The 14,707-nt window shown below is 60.5% G+C and carries 10 protein-coding genes; 4 read left to right on the forward strand and 6 right to left on the reverse strand.

Annotation, left to right across the window (positions count from 1 at the left end):
• Positions 1-524: 524 nt before the first annotated feature.
• From ICY20_RS25975 to ICY20_RS25985, 3 genes are read left to right on the forward strand one after another with little or no spacing between them, the layout of a single operon-like run.
• A complete protein-coding gene (locus ICY20_RS25975) occupies positions 525-1,766 on the forward strand; it encodes an exonuclease SbcCD subunit D C-terminal domain-containing protein (RefSeq protein ID WP_159961971.1) in 1,242 nt (413 codons plus the stop codon).
• Positions 1,763-5,401, forward strand: coding sequence for an AAA family ATPase (locus tag ICY20_RS25980; protein WP_194938989.1), 3,639 nt, complete (start codon positions 1,763-1,765; stop codon positions 5,399-5,401). Before ICY20_RS25975 ends, ICY20_RS25980 begins: the two co-directional genes overlap by 4 nt.
• Complete coding sequence (locus tag ICY20_RS25985) at positions 5,398-5,991, forward strand: glutathione S-transferase (RefSeq protein WP_194938990.1); 594 nt, start codon at positions 5,398-5,400, stop codon at positions 5,989-5,991. Before ICY20_RS25980 ends, ICY20_RS25985 begins: the two co-directional genes overlap by 4 nt.
• Positions 5,992-6,119: 128 nt before the next feature.
• Here ICY20_RS25985 and ICY20_RS25990 read toward each other — a convergent pair whose 3' ends face one another.
• The 5 genes from ICY20_RS25990 to ICY20_RS26010 form a co-directional block, all read right to left on the reverse strand.
• Positions 6,120-6,299, reverse strand: coding sequence for a hypothetical protein (locus ICY20_RS25990; protein WP_194938991.1), 180 nt, complete (start codon positions 6,297-6,299; stop codon positions 6,120-6,122).
• A gap of 156 nt (positions 6,300-6,455) precedes the next feature.
• A complete protein-coding gene (locus ICY20_RS25995) occupies positions 6,456-7,631 on the reverse strand; it encodes a lactonase family protein (protein ID WP_194938992.1) in 1,176 nt (391 codons plus the stop codon).
• Positions 7,618-7,914 (reverse strand): DUF5629 family protein, encoded by a 297-nt coding sequence (locus ICY20_RS26000; protein WP_159961966.1) that lies wholly within the window; start codon positions 7,912-7,914, stop codon positions 7,618-7,620. The genes ICY20_RS25995 and ICY20_RS26000 overlap by 14 nt, the downstream gene beginning before the upstream one ends.
• A gap of 78 nt (positions 7,915-7,992) precedes the next feature.
• The gene (locus tag ICY20_RS26005; protein WP_194938993.1) at positions 7,993-10,368 is read right to left on the reverse strand and encodes an efflux RND transporter permease subunit; all 2,376 of its coding nucleotides are present in this window, start codon (positions 10,366-10,368) and stop codon (positions 7,993-7,995) included.
• 15 nt (positions 10,369-10,383) lie between these two features.
• Positions 10,384-11,412, reverse strand: a complete 1,029-nt coding sequence (locus ICY20_RS26010; protein WP_194939058.1) for a WD40/YVTN/BNR-like repeat-containing protein — start codon at positions 11,410-11,412, stop codon at positions 10,384-10,386.
• Positions 11,413-11,705: 293 nt separating this feature from the next.
• On the opposite strand from ICY20_RS26010, the gene ICY20_RS26015 reads away from it, so the two are divergent.
• Positions 11,706-12,830 carry a Gfo/Idh/MocA family protein gene (locus ICY20_RS26015; protein WP_194938994.1) on the forward strand — a complete coding sequence of 375 codons (1,125 nt, stop codon included), beginning with the start codon at positions 11,706-11,708 and terminating at the stop codon, positions 12,828-12,830.
• Positions 12,831-12,984: 154 nt separating this feature from the next.
• Here the strand turns inward: ICY20_RS26015 and ICY20_RS26020 are convergent, their stop codons facing one another.
• Positions 12,985-14,688, reverse strand: a complete 1,704-nt coding sequence (locus ICY20_RS26020; protein WP_194938995.1) for an AMP-binding protein — start codon at positions 14,686-14,688, stop codon at positions 12,985-12,987.
• Between the last annotated feature and the right edge of the window lie 19 nt (positions 14,689-14,707).

Consider the following 14,707-nt stretch of genomic DNA (forward strand, 5'->3'; position numbering starts at 1 on the left):
TAGGTGAGGGCTGCTATTGGTTCCGCCCTTACGGCGGGTCACTTTTGGAAAAGAGCCCCAAAAGTAACCAAAAGGGCTCTTGCCCCACCACTCGGCACCTCGCCTAGGCTCGGTGTGCCCTCACTCCGGCTTGAATCCGTGGGCCGCCGCAATGGGCCATCCATGGCCCAGTGCGGCTAACCCGGCGTCCTGCCGGGTTACCCACGGATTCAAGCCTGCGTTCGGCCAGCGTGGTTTAACGGGGCGCCTAAGATCAAGAGCCAAATCAAATGCCAGAGCCAAATCCAGAGCCAAATCCAGAGCCAAATCCAGAGCCAGAGGCAACCACCCTCTACGTGATGTATGGGTGCCAAATGTGGGAGGGGGCTTGCCCCCGATGGCAGTGTGTCAGTCAACTCATCCATTGGCTGATCCACCACCATCGGGGGCAAGCCTCCTCCCACATTTGATCTGTGTCGTCTAAGGCTATGTGTACACATTCCGGGTAAACTCCCCTCCTTTTCATCTTCTCCACGGAGTTCGCCTTGCGTCTGTTCCACACCTCCGACTGGCACCTTGGCCAAAATCTCCACGGCCAGGAACGCGATTACGAACACGCCTGTTTTCTCGACTGGCTGCTGGGCCAATTAAAGGCACACGCCCCGGATGTGTTGCTGATCGCCGGCGATATCTTCGACACGGTCAACCCGCCGCTCAAGGCCCAGGAGCGGCTGTATGACTTCATCATCAGCGCCCACGAACAAAACCCCAAGCTGACCATCGTGATGATCGCCGGCAACCACGATTCCGGCTCGCGCATCGAGTTGCCGGCGCCGTTGATGCGCCGTTTGCGTACCCATGCGCTGGGTCGGGTATTGTGGCTGGACGACGGCCAATTGGATGCCGACCGCCTGCTGATCCCACTGCCAGATGCCAAAGGCAAGATCGCCGGCTGGTGCCTGGCGCTGCCGTTCCTGCGCCCCGCGGAAGTCACAGGTGCGCAGTTGGGCGACGATTACTTGCGGGGCATCGGCCATGTGCATGAACAGCTGATCGCCGCCGCCAATGCCAAACGCAAAAAAGGCCAGGCGCTGATTGCCATCAGTCATGCGCACATGGCCGGTGGCTCGGTGTCGGAAGACTCTGAGCGCAGCCTGATCATCGGCAATGCAGAGGCGCTGCCCGCCAAACTGTTCGACAGAACGGTCGCTTACGTGGCCCTCGGGCATTTGCACAAGCCGCAAAAGGTCAATGGCGAAGAGCGCATCCGCTACAGCGGCTCGCCGATTCCGCTGTCGTTTTCCGAAATTGGCTACAAGCATCAGGTGCTCGACGTGACGTTCCAGGGCCAGAGCCTGGTGAGTGTCGAACCGCTGCTGATCCCCCGCTCGGTCGACCTGCAACGCCTCGAAGCCGCACCGCTGGCCGATATCCTCATCACCCTGGCCGAGTTGCCCGATGTCGATCTGCTGGCCGAAACCCAGCGTCATCCGTGGCTCGAAGTGCGTGTGCGCCTCGACGAGCCGCAACCCGACCTGCGCCAGCAAATCGAAGCAGCCCTGCAAGGCAAGGCCGTGCGTCTGGTGCGTATCGCCGCTGAATATGCAGGCGTTGGCCGCCGTGAAGACGAAAGCGACGACCAACTGATCGAGCTCGACCAACTCACCCCGCAAGAACTATTCAGCCGCGCCTGGCAAGACAGCTACGGCAGTGAAGTGGATGAACAAACGTTGAAAGACTTCGCCGTGCTGCTGCAGGAAGTACAACAGGAGGATGAACAACCATGAAGATCCTCGCCATCCGCCTGAAAAACCTGGCTTCACTGGCCGGCCCGTTCGAGATCGATTTCACTGCCGAGCCGTTGGCCAGCGCTGGCTTGTTTGCGATTACCGGCCCCACCGGTGCCGGTAAAAGTACCCTGCTGGATGCCTTGTGCCTTGCGCTGTTTGGTGCAGTGCCACGCCTGGGCGATACCGGCCAGGCCAAGATGCCCGACGCCGACAGCGACATTTCCATCGGTGACCCACGCACCTTGCTGCGCCGTGGCACCGGCGGCGGTTATGCAGAAGTGGATTTCGTCGGTGTCAGCGGCCGCCGTTACCGTGCACGCTGGGAAGCCAACCGCGCCCGCGACAAGGCCAGCGGCAAGCTGCAAAACAGCCGTCAAAGCCTGATCGACCTGGACAGCGATCAACTGCTCGCCAGCCAGAAAACCGAATACAAAACCCAGCTGGAACTGGCCCTGGGCCTGAACTTCGAGCAATTCACCCGTGCCGTGTTGCTGGCACAAAGTGAGTTCAGTGCCTTCCTCAAGGCCAACGACAACGATCGCAGCGAACTGCTGGAAAAACTCACCGACACCGCGCTCTACACCCAGCTCGGCCGCCGCGCATTCGACAAGGCCAAAGAGGCCAAAGACGCTTATAAACAGCTGCAAGACCAGGCTACCGGTGTCGTGCCCTTGGCCGCCGAGGCACGCGCCGAGCTGGACGAGCAATTCAACCAGGCCCAGCAACACCTCAAGACTCAACAGGCCCAGCTCAAGCAACTCGAAGCGCAACAAACCTGGCTCAAGGAACTGCGCGAATGGCAGGAGCGCCAGCTCAGCGCCACCGAGCAACTGCAACGCGCCCAGGCCGACTGCGACAGCCAAGGCCCACAACGCCAGGACCTGAGCCGCCTGGACCAGTTGGCACCGCAACGTCATCAGTTCGCCCGACAGGCCCAACTCAGCCAGCTGTTATCGCCGCTGGCCACGCATATCCAGCAACACATCGAACAGCAAGCCGCGCTCAACACCCGCCAGGAACAGGCGCAACAGCAGCAGGCCAACGCACAAACCGGCCTCGCTCACGCGCTCAAAACCCAGGGCGACGCCCTACCCTTGCTGCGCCAGGCGTTCGAGGAGCAAAGCACCCTCGCCCACTTGACCAAAGACCTGACCAAGCGCATCGAAGAGCGGCAACAACACGAAACCGCCTGCACCGAAGGCCAAACCCAGCTCAACGGTTTGCTGGAGAAACAAACCCAAGTCGCCGAGCGCCTGCAACGCCTGGCCACCGGCCTTGAACGCAGTGCCACCCTCGCCCCGTTGAGCGATGCCTGGACGGTTTACCGCGAGCGCCTGCAACAACTGATGTTGATCGGCAATCGCCTGAACAAGGGCCAGACTGAACTGCCGCAACTGGAGCAGCGCGCGACCACCGCCGCCGAGCGCTTCACTCAGCAGCGCGAAGCCCTGGAGGTGCTGTATCAGGAAGCGGGCGCCGAACCCCATGCCGTGGCCGAGCAGATCCAACTGCTGGCCAGCCTGCTGCAAGACAATCGCAAGCAGCAACGCGCCTTCGAAGACCTGACGCGCCTGTGGGACAACCAGCGACAACTCGATCAACAGGCCACGGCACTCACGCAAAAACTCGCAGAGGCCCAGCAACAGCGCGAGCAACTGAACCAGACCGGCCTGCAAACCAAGGCCGAGCTGGCCGTTGCCGAGCAAACCCTGACGGTGACCAAGCAACTGCTGGAGCGCCAGCGCCTGGCCCGCAGTGCCAGCGTCGAGGAGTTGCGCGAACAGTTGCAGGACGATCACCCCTGCCCGGTGTGCGGCAGCCTCGAGCACCCGTATCACCAGCCCGAAGCCCTGCTGCAAAGCCTCGGTCGCCACGACGACAACGAAGAGGCCACGGCGCAGAAAGCCGTCGACACCCTAAAGGAAACCCTCAACGAACTGCGCGGCGTCGTCGGCGGCTTGATCGCCCAGCAGAAGGAGTTCTTGCAACAGCAGGAGCACCTGGCAACGCAACAGCAAGCCCTGGCCCCCAGCCTGGACGCGCACCCGTTGTCAGCCTCGTTGTTCAATCAGGAGGCGGCCAAGCGCAGCGACTGGCTGGCCCAGCAACTCAGCCAACTGACCCAAAGCATCGCCCAAGACGAACAACGCCAAGGCGCCCTGCTCAACCTGCAACAAAACGCCGGGCGTTTGCAGCAACAACTGCAAGCCGCCCAGGACGCCAGCCAGCAAGCGCGGCAATTGCTGGTCGACCAGCAGCGCGAGCTGTCCAACGACGGTGAACGCCTCGACGAAGAGCTCAACGCCTTCGCCAGTCTGTTGCCCGCCGAGAGCCTGGACGGCTTGCGCAGCGAGCCCGCAGCAACCTTCATGCAGCTGGACCAGCAGGTCAACGAGCGTCTTGAGCAACTGGGGCATCAACGCGACGAACTGGCCGAGCAACAGGAGCGCCAGCAGGCTATCGAGAAACAGCAGACCCACCAGCAGCACCGTCAGCAGCAACTCGACGCGTTGCTGGTGCAGGTCAGCGAATTGGCGGCCCAACAGCAAGCCGCCCAGGAAAAACTCCGCGCACTGCTCGGCGAACACACCAGCGCCGAGCACTGGCAGCAGCAACTGGAGTTGGCCGTCACTCAGTCCCGCCAGAGCGAGACCGATGCCAACCAGCAACTGCAAGACACACGCAGCGCGCTGATCCAATTGGCCGCCGACCTCAAGGCCCAGCAGGAACGCCAACAGGCCCTGCACGCCGAACAACAGAGTCTCGAAATCCGTCTCGGCGAATGGCGCGCCCTGCACCCGGAATTGGACGAAGCCGGCCTCGGCCGTCTGCTGGCGTTCGATGACGCGCAGATCCACGCGCTGCGCCAACAGTTGCAGCTCAGCGAGAAAGCCGTCGAGCAAGCCAAGGTACTGCTGCAAGAGCGCGAGCAACGCCTCGCCGACCACCAGGCCTTGCACAACGGCAACCTCGAAGCCGAGGAACTGGACAGCACCCTGGCAGCACTTAACCAACAACTGGCCGATGGCGAGAAACACGTTGCCGAACTGCGCGCGCGCCAGTCCGAAGACCAGCGCCGCCAAGACGCCAACCAATCCCTGGCCCTCACCACCGCCAAAGCCTATGAAGAATGGCAACGCTGGGCACGCCTTGAAGCGCTGATCGGCTCGGCCAGCGGTGACAAGTTCCGCAAGATCGCCCAGGCCTACAACCTCGACCTGCTGGTGCACCACGCCAACGTGCAACTGCGCCAACTGGTACGCCGCTACCGCCTCAAGCGCGGCGGCAGCATGCTGGGCCTATTGGTGATGGACACCGAAATGGGCGACGAACTGCGCTCGGTGCATTCGCTGTCCGGTGGCGAGACGTTCCTGGTGTCGCTGGCATTGGCGTTGGGGCTGGCGTCGATGGCGTCCAGTACGTTGAAGATCGAGTCGCTATTTATCGACGAAGGCTTCGGCAGCCTCGACCCCGAGTCGCTGCAATTGGCCATGGACGCGCTTGACGGTTTGCAGGCCCAGGGCCGCAAGGTGGCGGTGATTTCCCACGTGCAGGAAATGCACGAACGCATCCCGGTGCAGATCCAGGTCAAGCGCCAGGGCAATGGCTTGAGCACCCTGGAGGTCAAGTGAGCGAGGCGCTGCTGTATTCGTTCCGGCGCTGCCCGTATGCGATGCGGGCGCGCTTGGCCTTGCGCTACTCCGGCGTGCCGGTGCGCATCGTCGAGGTGAGCCTCAAGGCCAAGCCGGCCGAGATGCTGATGCTGTCGCCCAAGGGAACGGTGCCGGTGTTGAGCGTTGACGGGCAGGTGATTGAAGAAAGCCTGGAGATCATGCAATGGGCCCTGGCGCAGAATGATCCCGAGGATTGGTTGCTGCACGATGACCCGGCGGTGTTGGCGTTGATTGCCGAGAATGACCAAGGCTTCAAGTATTACTTGAATCGATACAAGTACGCCGAGCGCTACCCGGAACAGCCGATGGCGCACTATCGGGCCGAGGGCGAGGTGTTCTTGCAGAAGTTGGAGGGGTTGTTGGCCGAGCGGGATTACCTGCTGGCAAACCACCTGACCCTGGCGGATGCTGCACTGGCGCCGTTTGTGCGCCAGTTTGCCCATGTGGATCGAGTGTGGTTTGCCGGTACGTCGTATAAACGGTTGCAGGTTTGGTTGCAGCGCTTTCTGGATTCGCCGCTGTTTGTCGCAGTAATGGCAAAGCCCTAAATCCAATGCGGTTCAAATGTGGGAGGGGGCTTGCTCCCGATGAGGGAGTGTCAGTTGACACATCCATTGCTGACACACCGCTATCGGGAGCAAGCCCCCTCCCACATTTGACCTCATTGATCGGTAAATCAGTGTTGGACCTTGTGATCCAACGCCGCATAGAAATTGGCACTCTGTTGCAGGTACTTCTGGGTGTAGGCGCTGGTGCTGGTTTTTTTACCGGCAACGTCCACGCTGGCAGCGGCAGGCAATGCCACAGTGGCGGAAACAGCGGAAGCGGCGATGATGGAGAAGAGGTTCAGATTCATGTCGGTAACCCTTGTGTTCGTTTGGTTGGGTGGCCGGGGAAGGCCTTGGAACCAAACTTACGCCCGAGGGCTGAACCTTAGAAATGCTTTGAAACAGTAGCCGCTATCAACCGAATTAATAGAAAGGGTCAGGCCCCGCAGTGCGGGGCCTGTGGCTTATTGACGCACCAGAAACTTCAGGTCGCTGGGGGCATCGATCGCCAGTTTCTGCACGGTTTTACCGAGCAGACCGGTCTTGGGGTCACGTTCGACCACCACGATTTCATTGCTTTTCTGGTTGGCGATCAGCAAGAACTTGCCGCTCGGGTCCAGGCTGAACTCACGGGGGTGATCACCTTCGACAGAGCGGCGCTGTAGTTCCTTGAGGTGCGCGGTGGCCGGGTCGATGCTGAACACCAGCATCTGGTTGGCCGTGCCACGGTTGCTCACGTACAGGAACTTGCCATCGCTGGACGCATGCAGCGCCGCGCCAGCCTTGTCGGACACCGGTTGGCCGGAGGCGAAGTCCACCAGTTGGGTCTGGCTGAGCTTACCGTCGCTGTAGTCATACACTGCAACTTGGGCGCTCATCTCGGTGGTCAGCCAGGCGTGCTTGCCGTCCTTGCTGAACAGCAGGTGGCGCGGGCCGCTGCCCGGTGGCAATTGCACCGACGCGGGCGTGGCCGGGGTCAACGGCAGCTCGTGATTGGCCTTGGGGTCGTAGTGGTAGGCAAACACCTTGTCTGCTCCCAAGTCCTGCACAAACACGTACTTGCCGTCCGGCGATGACACCACCGAATGCACATGATTGGACGCCTGACGCTCCGGGTTCACGCGGCTGGCCGGGTGTGCACTCAACTGCACCGGTGGCGACAGTTTGCCCGCTGGGTCAACCGGCAAGACTGCCAGGCTTCCGCCCGGATCTTCCAGCACCGAATAGTTGGCAACGAACAGGTAGCGCCCGTCAGCGGCCAGGCTGGAATGGGTCGGCTCATTACCCAGGCTCTGCACCTGGTTGATCAGGGTGAGCTGGTGATTCTGCGGGTCAATGCTGTAGCTGCTGACGCGGCCCACGGCATCTTTTTGCCCCGGGCCATTCTCGTTGACCACAAACAGGTGTTTCTGGTCGCTGGAAACGGTCAGCCAGGACGGGTTCGCCGCCTTGGCCGCCAGCACCGGCTGGCCCTGGAACTGGCCGGTACGGCTGTCGAATTGCAGGCGATAGATACCTTCACTGCTGCCAGCGGTGTAGCTGCCCACCAACAGTTCATAGGTATCGGCCGGGGCGGCCTGTACCGACATGGCGCCGACACTGCCAGCCATCAGCAGGGGCCAGAATTTACGCATCATCATCCGCTTCGTCCTCGTCGTTATTGTTGTCGCCCTTGATCGCGCTCAAACAGACCAGACGATGTTCACCGTCTTCGTTGTTCAACACCCAGCTTTGCAAGCTGTCATCAAAGGTGGCGGCATTGAGTTGTTCTGGACTGAACTTCCAACGCTTGAGTTCCCGGCCGTCCATGCTTTCGATCAGCAAGTGCTGGTCAAAGGTGAAGTCGAAGGCATGCAGCCCGTTGATGATCAGCATGTCGCTGTCTTGGAGGGCAGTGCTCAGGTTGGGTGATGCGTCGGTCATGATGTGAAGTCACTGCGGGGGAAAAGACACATGATAGGTCAATTCCCCCGCCGTGTTTTGCGGCAATGGTCTAATCGATCAATGGGCGAACAACGAGTTGCCCTTCTGCCCCGCCAATTTTTCAGGCTTGATCAGGAACCGCGCCAGTGCCGGCAATAGCCACAGCGCACCGAACATGTTCCACAGCAGCATGAAGGTCAGCATCAGGCCCATGTCGGCCTGGAACTTGATTGCCGAGAAGATCCAGGTGCACACGCCAATCGCCAGGCACAGGCCGGTGAACAGCACGGCTTTACCGGTGGATTTGAGCGTCTGGTAATACGCCTCTTGCAACGGCAGACCGGCACGCAGGAAGCTTTCGAGGCGGCTGTAGATGTAGATGCCGTAGTCCACGCCAATGCCCACACCCAACGCCACCACTGGCAAGGTCGCGACCTTGACGCCGATGCCCATGAACGCCATCAGCGCGTTGCCCAGCACCGAGGTCAGCACCAGCGGCAGCACGATGCACAGGGTCGCCGCCCAGGAACGGAAGGTGATCATGCACATGGTAGCCACGCACAGGTACACCAGGATCAGGATGGTCAGCTCCGACTCTTTGATCACCTCGTTGGTGGCCGCTTCGATCCCGGCGTTACCGGCGGCGAGGATAAATTCCAGGCCGTCCTTGTTGTTCTCCTTGGCGAAGTCCTGCACCGCATGCACCGCGCGGTCGAGGGTTTCGGCCTTGTGGTCGTTGAGGAACACCAACACCGGCGCAAGCGAACAGTTGTTGTTGTACAGGCCATCGGCACGGGCGATGGAGTTGTTGAGCACGTCCGGGTTACGCGACAGGGTTTCCCATTTTAGGTTGCCCTCGTTCATGCCCTTGATCATCTGCTTGGACACAGTCACCAGCGAGATCGCCGACTGCACGCCCTCGGTGTTCTGCATCTTCCACATCAACTGGTCGATGGGCGCCATGGCTTCATAGCGCGAGCAGCCTTCGGCCTTGGTCTTGACCATCACCACCAACACGTCGGAGCTGGTGGAGTAGTTGCTGATGATGAAGTTGTTGTCTTTGTTGTAGCGCGAGTCGGGGCGCAGTTCTGGTGCGCCTTGGTCGAGGTCGCCGATCTTGAGGTTCTGGCTGTACCAGAGGCCGCCGCCAAAGGCGACCAGGGCCAGGGCGATGGAGATCGGCGCGACTTTGGGGCTGGCAAAATTCGACAGCAGGCGCCAGAACGAATGTTCGCGGTTCGCGTCTTTTTTGCTCTTGGCAATGGCGCGCTTGCTGATGCCCACATACGAGATCGCCACCGGCAGCAGGATCAGGTTGGTAAACACGATCACCGCCACGCCAATGGACGCACCGATGGCCAGCTCGCGGATCACGCCAATGTCGATGATCAGCAGGGTAATAAAGCCCACCGCATCGGCAAGAATCGCGATCATGCCCGGCAAAAACAGCTGCCGGAACGTGCGCCGGGCCGCCGTCAGCGCGTTGTCGGCCTCACTGGATTGCAGCGCGATCCCGTTGATTTTCTGCACGCCGTGGGAAATACCGATGGCGAAAATCAGGAACGGCACCAGCATCGAATACGGGTCGAGGCCAAAGCCAAAAAAGTGCATCAGCCCCAGTTGCCAGATCACCGCCACCAGGGTGGTGCTCAACACCGCGATGGTGCTGCGCAGGCAGTTGGTGAACCACAGCAGCAGGATCAGGGTGATGACGAAGGCGATGCCGAAAAACATCACCACCATCACCAGGCCATCGATCAGGTCGCCGACCTTCTTGGCGAAGCCGACGATATGAATCTTGACGTTGGGGTTCTGCGCTTCGAACTTGTCGCGGATCTTGTCTTCGAGCTCATGGGAGAACTTGCGGTAGTCCAGGGCCAGTAATTTGCCCTGGTCCTGCGGGTCCGGGTACGACTCCAACAGTGGGATATCGACGATGCTCGACTTGAAGTCGTTGGACACCAAACGCCCGACCTGACCGGACTTGAGCACGTTGTTACGCAGCAGATCGAGGCTCTGCGCCGAGCCGTTATAGCTCTGCGGGATCACTTCACCCCCGGCAAAGCCTTCTTCGGTCACTTCGGTCCAGCGTACGCTGGGGCTCCACAGCGACTTGAGGCCCGATCGGTCGACGCCGGAGATGTAGAACACCTCGTCGTTGATCTGGCGCAGGGTCTCCATGTACTCCTTGGTGAAGATGTCACCGTCCTTGGCTTCCACCGAGATGCGCACCGTGTTGCCCAGGTTCGCCAGGTCGTTGCGGTGTTCCATCATCTTTTCGATGAAGGGGTGCTTGAGGGGGATCATCTTTTCAAAGCTGGTGGACGGGCGAATCAACGTCGCCTGCCAAAACAGGAAAATACTCACCAGCAGGCAGATGACGATCACTGCCGGGCGGTTATTGAAGATCAGGCGCTCAAGAAAGGTCGCTTTATCGTTGTGATGACTGCTCATTCTGTCCCCGCCTTCTTATTGTTTTGTCGGTTCGGCACCGGTCGGCGCGGCGACTCGAACACCGCCCTGCCCGGCCAGAATCAAGTTGCCGTTACCCGCCGACGTCACCGCTGACAGCGAAATGCGATCCGGGCGGTTGAACACGCTGAACGTCACGCCATCGTCATGACTGACCACCACGCTGCCGCCGTTGCCGACGACGACAATGGAACCGTCATCCAGCAAGGTCGCACCGGACAAACCAAACTCCAGCGCTCCCCGCGCGGCGCTCAGTTCGACCTGCTCCCAGGTGCTGCCAAAATCAGTGGAGCGGTACAGGTTGCCGCGCAAACCGTAGGCCAGCAGGGTTTGCGGCTGCGCGGTGCTGATCACGCCAAACAGCGAGCCCTCGTAAGGGCCTTCGAGTTTTTCCCAGGTCTGGCCGTCGTCGCTGGAGCGGAACATGCTGCCCTGCTCGCCCACGATAAACAGGCCTGCATCCTTGATAGAAGCGATGGCATTGAGGTGAAATTGGTCTTCGTTGTCGAGGCGGTCGCTGACATCGTTCCAGGTTTTGCCGCCGTCGGTGGTTTCGACCAGCGCACCGTAGGCCCCAACGGCCAAGCCGTGATTGGCGTTGTTGAACCAGATGTCGAGCAACGGTGCTTCGCGCTTGAGGTCTTGGTATTGCTGGCTCCAGGTCGCACCGCCGTCAGTGCTGGCGAGGATCTGCGCATCATGACCCACCGCCCAGCCCTGTTTGTCATCGACGAAAAACACCGCCGTGAGCAGTTGCCGGGTGGGCACTTTGGCTTGGGACCAGGTCGCGCCCTGGTCGTCGGAATAGAGAATGTGCCCACGGTCACCGACCGCCACCAGGCGTTTGCCGGCGTGGACCACATCAATCATCAGGCCTTTGGCGGCCTTGGGGGATTCAATCGCAAACGTGGTATCGCTGGCTGCGTGGACGACCGTCGGCAGCGCGACAGCCCCAAACAACGAGAGCGCTGCGGCCAGCAACGCAACCTTGCGTGCGGCGCGTGGGGGGCAAACAACCCGACCCATGACAGGCTCACTCATAGACCTTTCTCCTAGTTATTATTGTTAGGGCCCTGAAACCTGCAATCTAGAGCGCCTGGAGACATCAGCGGCCATCCTACGGGGCTTTCGAATCGTCTGACAATCGGCGCTACGTTATCTTTTGTTAACTGAGGCCTTTTCCTTCGGGCATGAATATAGCTGCATTCGTCAGGGTGATCGTCCGCGCAACAATGAATTTTTATTCCAACTATTGAACTTTGGGAATTTTTATTCCATTAATAGCGCCTCTGAAAACAATAATGCAAAGGACCACGGCTATGCGTGAACTCGGAATCGGCTTGATCGGCACAGGCTTCATGGGCCGCGCTCATGCCTTGGCGTTCAACAACGCCCGTGCGGTATTTGAACTGCCGGTACACCTGAAGCTGGCCGCCCTGGCCGACGCCGACACTGAACGCGCCCAGCGCTGCGCCAAAGACTGGGGCTTTGCCCAGGCCCATGGCGACTGGCAAGCGCTGATCAATGACCCCAACGTTGACGTGGTCGCCATCACCACGCCCAACCACCTGCACTACCCCATGGCCATGGCGGCCATCGCGGCTGGCAAGGCGGTGTATTGCGAAAAACCCCTGGCCGTCAGCCTCGAACAGGCCGACGCCATGCGCCGCGCCGCCAGTGCGGCCGGTGCGGCCGGTGTGGTCACACGGGTGGGCTACAACTACCAACACAACCCGATGATCGTGCTGGCCAAGCAAATGATCGCCAAAGGCGAGCTGGGCGAGATCATCAGCTTTCAGGGCGAGTTCAGCGAAGACTTCATGGCCGACCCTGCATCGCCGTGGTCATGGCGCTGTGAAGTGGAGCATGCCGGCGGCGCCCTGGCCGACCTGGGCAGCCACTTGCTGTCAATGGCCCGCTACCTGGTGGGGGATGTGGTCAGCGTGTGTGCCGACACCCAGACTGTCCACGCCCAACGCCCGGCGGTCAAAGGCAGCAGCGAGCGTAAAGCCATTGCCGTGGACGACCAAGTGCATGCCCTGCTGCGTTTCGCCAACGGCGCGCGCGGCACGGTAAGCAGCAGTTGGCTCAAGCATGGTTACAAGAACCACCTGAGTTTCGAGATCAGCGGTACAAAAGGCACCCTGGCCTTCGATCAGGAGCGCTTGAATGAGCTGCAACTGTGCCGAGTTGGGCAGGATGGGTTCCAGCGCTTGCTCGCAGGCCCTGCCCTGCCCGGCTATGCGGCATTCAGCCCGGCGGCGGGGCATCAGTTGGGGTACAACGAGTTGAAGACGCTGGAGGTGCAGGAGTTGATTTTGGCGCTGGCGGGCCAGGGTGAGGATGGCACTGATTTTGAGGCCGCGTGGGCGGTGGAACAGTTGGCGACAGCGATTCGCGTGGCGGCCAAGGAAGAGCGTTGGGTCAACGTAGCCACCGTCTAAAAACCCAACTCCCCTCACATCTTGATTTGTGAATACATTCAAATGTGGGAGCGGGCTTGCTCGCGAATGCGGTGGTTCAGCCAGCTTATCTGTAGCTGACACACCGCTTTCGCGAGCAAGCCCGCTCCCACATTTGATCACCTACAGCTTTAAATCAGCGCAAGGCTCGGCGCAGGACTTTACCGACTGTAGTCTTGGGCAATTCTTCAGTACGAAACTCCACATACTTGGGCACCTTGTACCCCGTCAGATACTCGCGGCAATGCGCCAGAATCTGCTCCTGCGTCAGGTTCGGGTCTTTACGCACCACAATGATCTTGACCTTCTCCCCCGTCACCCCGTCTTCCACACCAATGGCCGCAACCTCCGCCACACCTGGGTGCAGCGCGACCACGTCTTCGATTTCATTGGGGTACACGTTGAAGCCTGATACCAGGATCATGTCTTTCTTGCGGTCCACCAGGCGGATGTAGCCACGCTCGTCCATCACGCCGATATCCCCGGTCGACAACCACCCCTCGGCATCCAGCACCTCGGCCGTCGCGTCCGGGCGTTTCCAGTAGCCCTGCATCACCTGCGGGCCGCGCACTTGCAACTCGCCCTGTTCGCCAATCTCGGCCAATTCGCCGTCTTCACGAATAAACCGCACCCAGGTCGAAGGCAATGGCACGCCGATGCTGCCGGTGAACTCCATCTCGCGCATGCGCGCAATGTTGATCGGGCTGATGCTCACCACCGGCGAGCACTCGGTAAGGCCGTAGCCTTCGATGATCGGCAGCCCGGTGACTTCCTTCCAGCGCTTGGCCACGGCGGTATGGGTGGCCATGCCGCCGGCGATGACCATGCGCAGGTCGGAAAAGTCCCGCGCACAGAACTCTTTGTTCTCCAGCAAACCGTTAAACAACGTGTTGACCCCGGCAATCCCGTTGAAGCGCTCTTTACGCAGGATCATCTGCACCCGTTTCACGTCCCGCGGGTTGGCGATGAGGATGTTGCGCCCGCCCAGGCACATAAACATCAGGCAGTTCACCGTCAGGGAAAAGATGTGGTACAGCGGCAGCAAGGTGACGTTGGTTTCCTGCTTGTCCTGGTCCAGTTGGTCACCTACCCAGGCCTTGGCTTGCAGCAGGTTGGCGATGATATTGCGGTGGCTGAGCATCACGCCCTTGGCATCGCCGGTGGTGCCGCCGGTGTATTGCAAGAAGGCCAGGTCATCGAGGTGCATGTCCACCGGGAAGTGATTGAGCCCGCGCCCCTGTTTGAGCACTTGGTTGAAACGCACTGAGCCGCGCAGGTTGAACGCCGGCACCTGCTTTTGCACGCTGCGCAGGATAAAGTTCATCGCCGCGCCCTTGAAGGTGCCGAGCAAGTCGCCGATGGCCGCCACCACCACGCGCTTGACGCTGCTGCCAGCCACGACCTTCTCCAGGGTGTGGGCGAAGTTTTCGAAGATCACCACGGTTTCGGCGCCGCTGTCCTTGAGCAAGTGCTTGAGTTCATGGGCGGTATACAGCGGGTTGACGTTGACCACCACCGCCCCCGTCAGGATGGTGCCCAGCAGGCAGATCGGGTACTGCAAGCAGTTGGGCATCATCAACGCCACACGGTCGCCTTTCTTGACGCCCTGGCCCTGCAACCAGGCGGCGAAGGCATAGCCTTGCACCTGCCAATCGGCGTAGGTCATTTCAGTGCCGATGCTGACGTAAGCCACTCGCTCGTGGAATTTTTCCAGGTGTTCCAAAAACACTTCGCGCAACGAAGGGTAGCCCTCGATGCCGGCATCGATGTCTGCCGGGACGCCGGGCAGGTAAGCGTTCAACCAGATCCGTTCGGTTTGTTCCTGGCTTACAGCGTTCATGGCAGTCTCCTTGTTGTTA

It is taken from the genome of Pseudomonas pisciculturae, from assembly GCF_015461805.1.
Classification (GTDB): domain Bacteria; phylum Pseudomonadota; class Gammaproteobacteria; order Pseudomonadales; family Pseudomonadaceae; genus Aquipseudomonas; species Aquipseudomonas pisciculturae.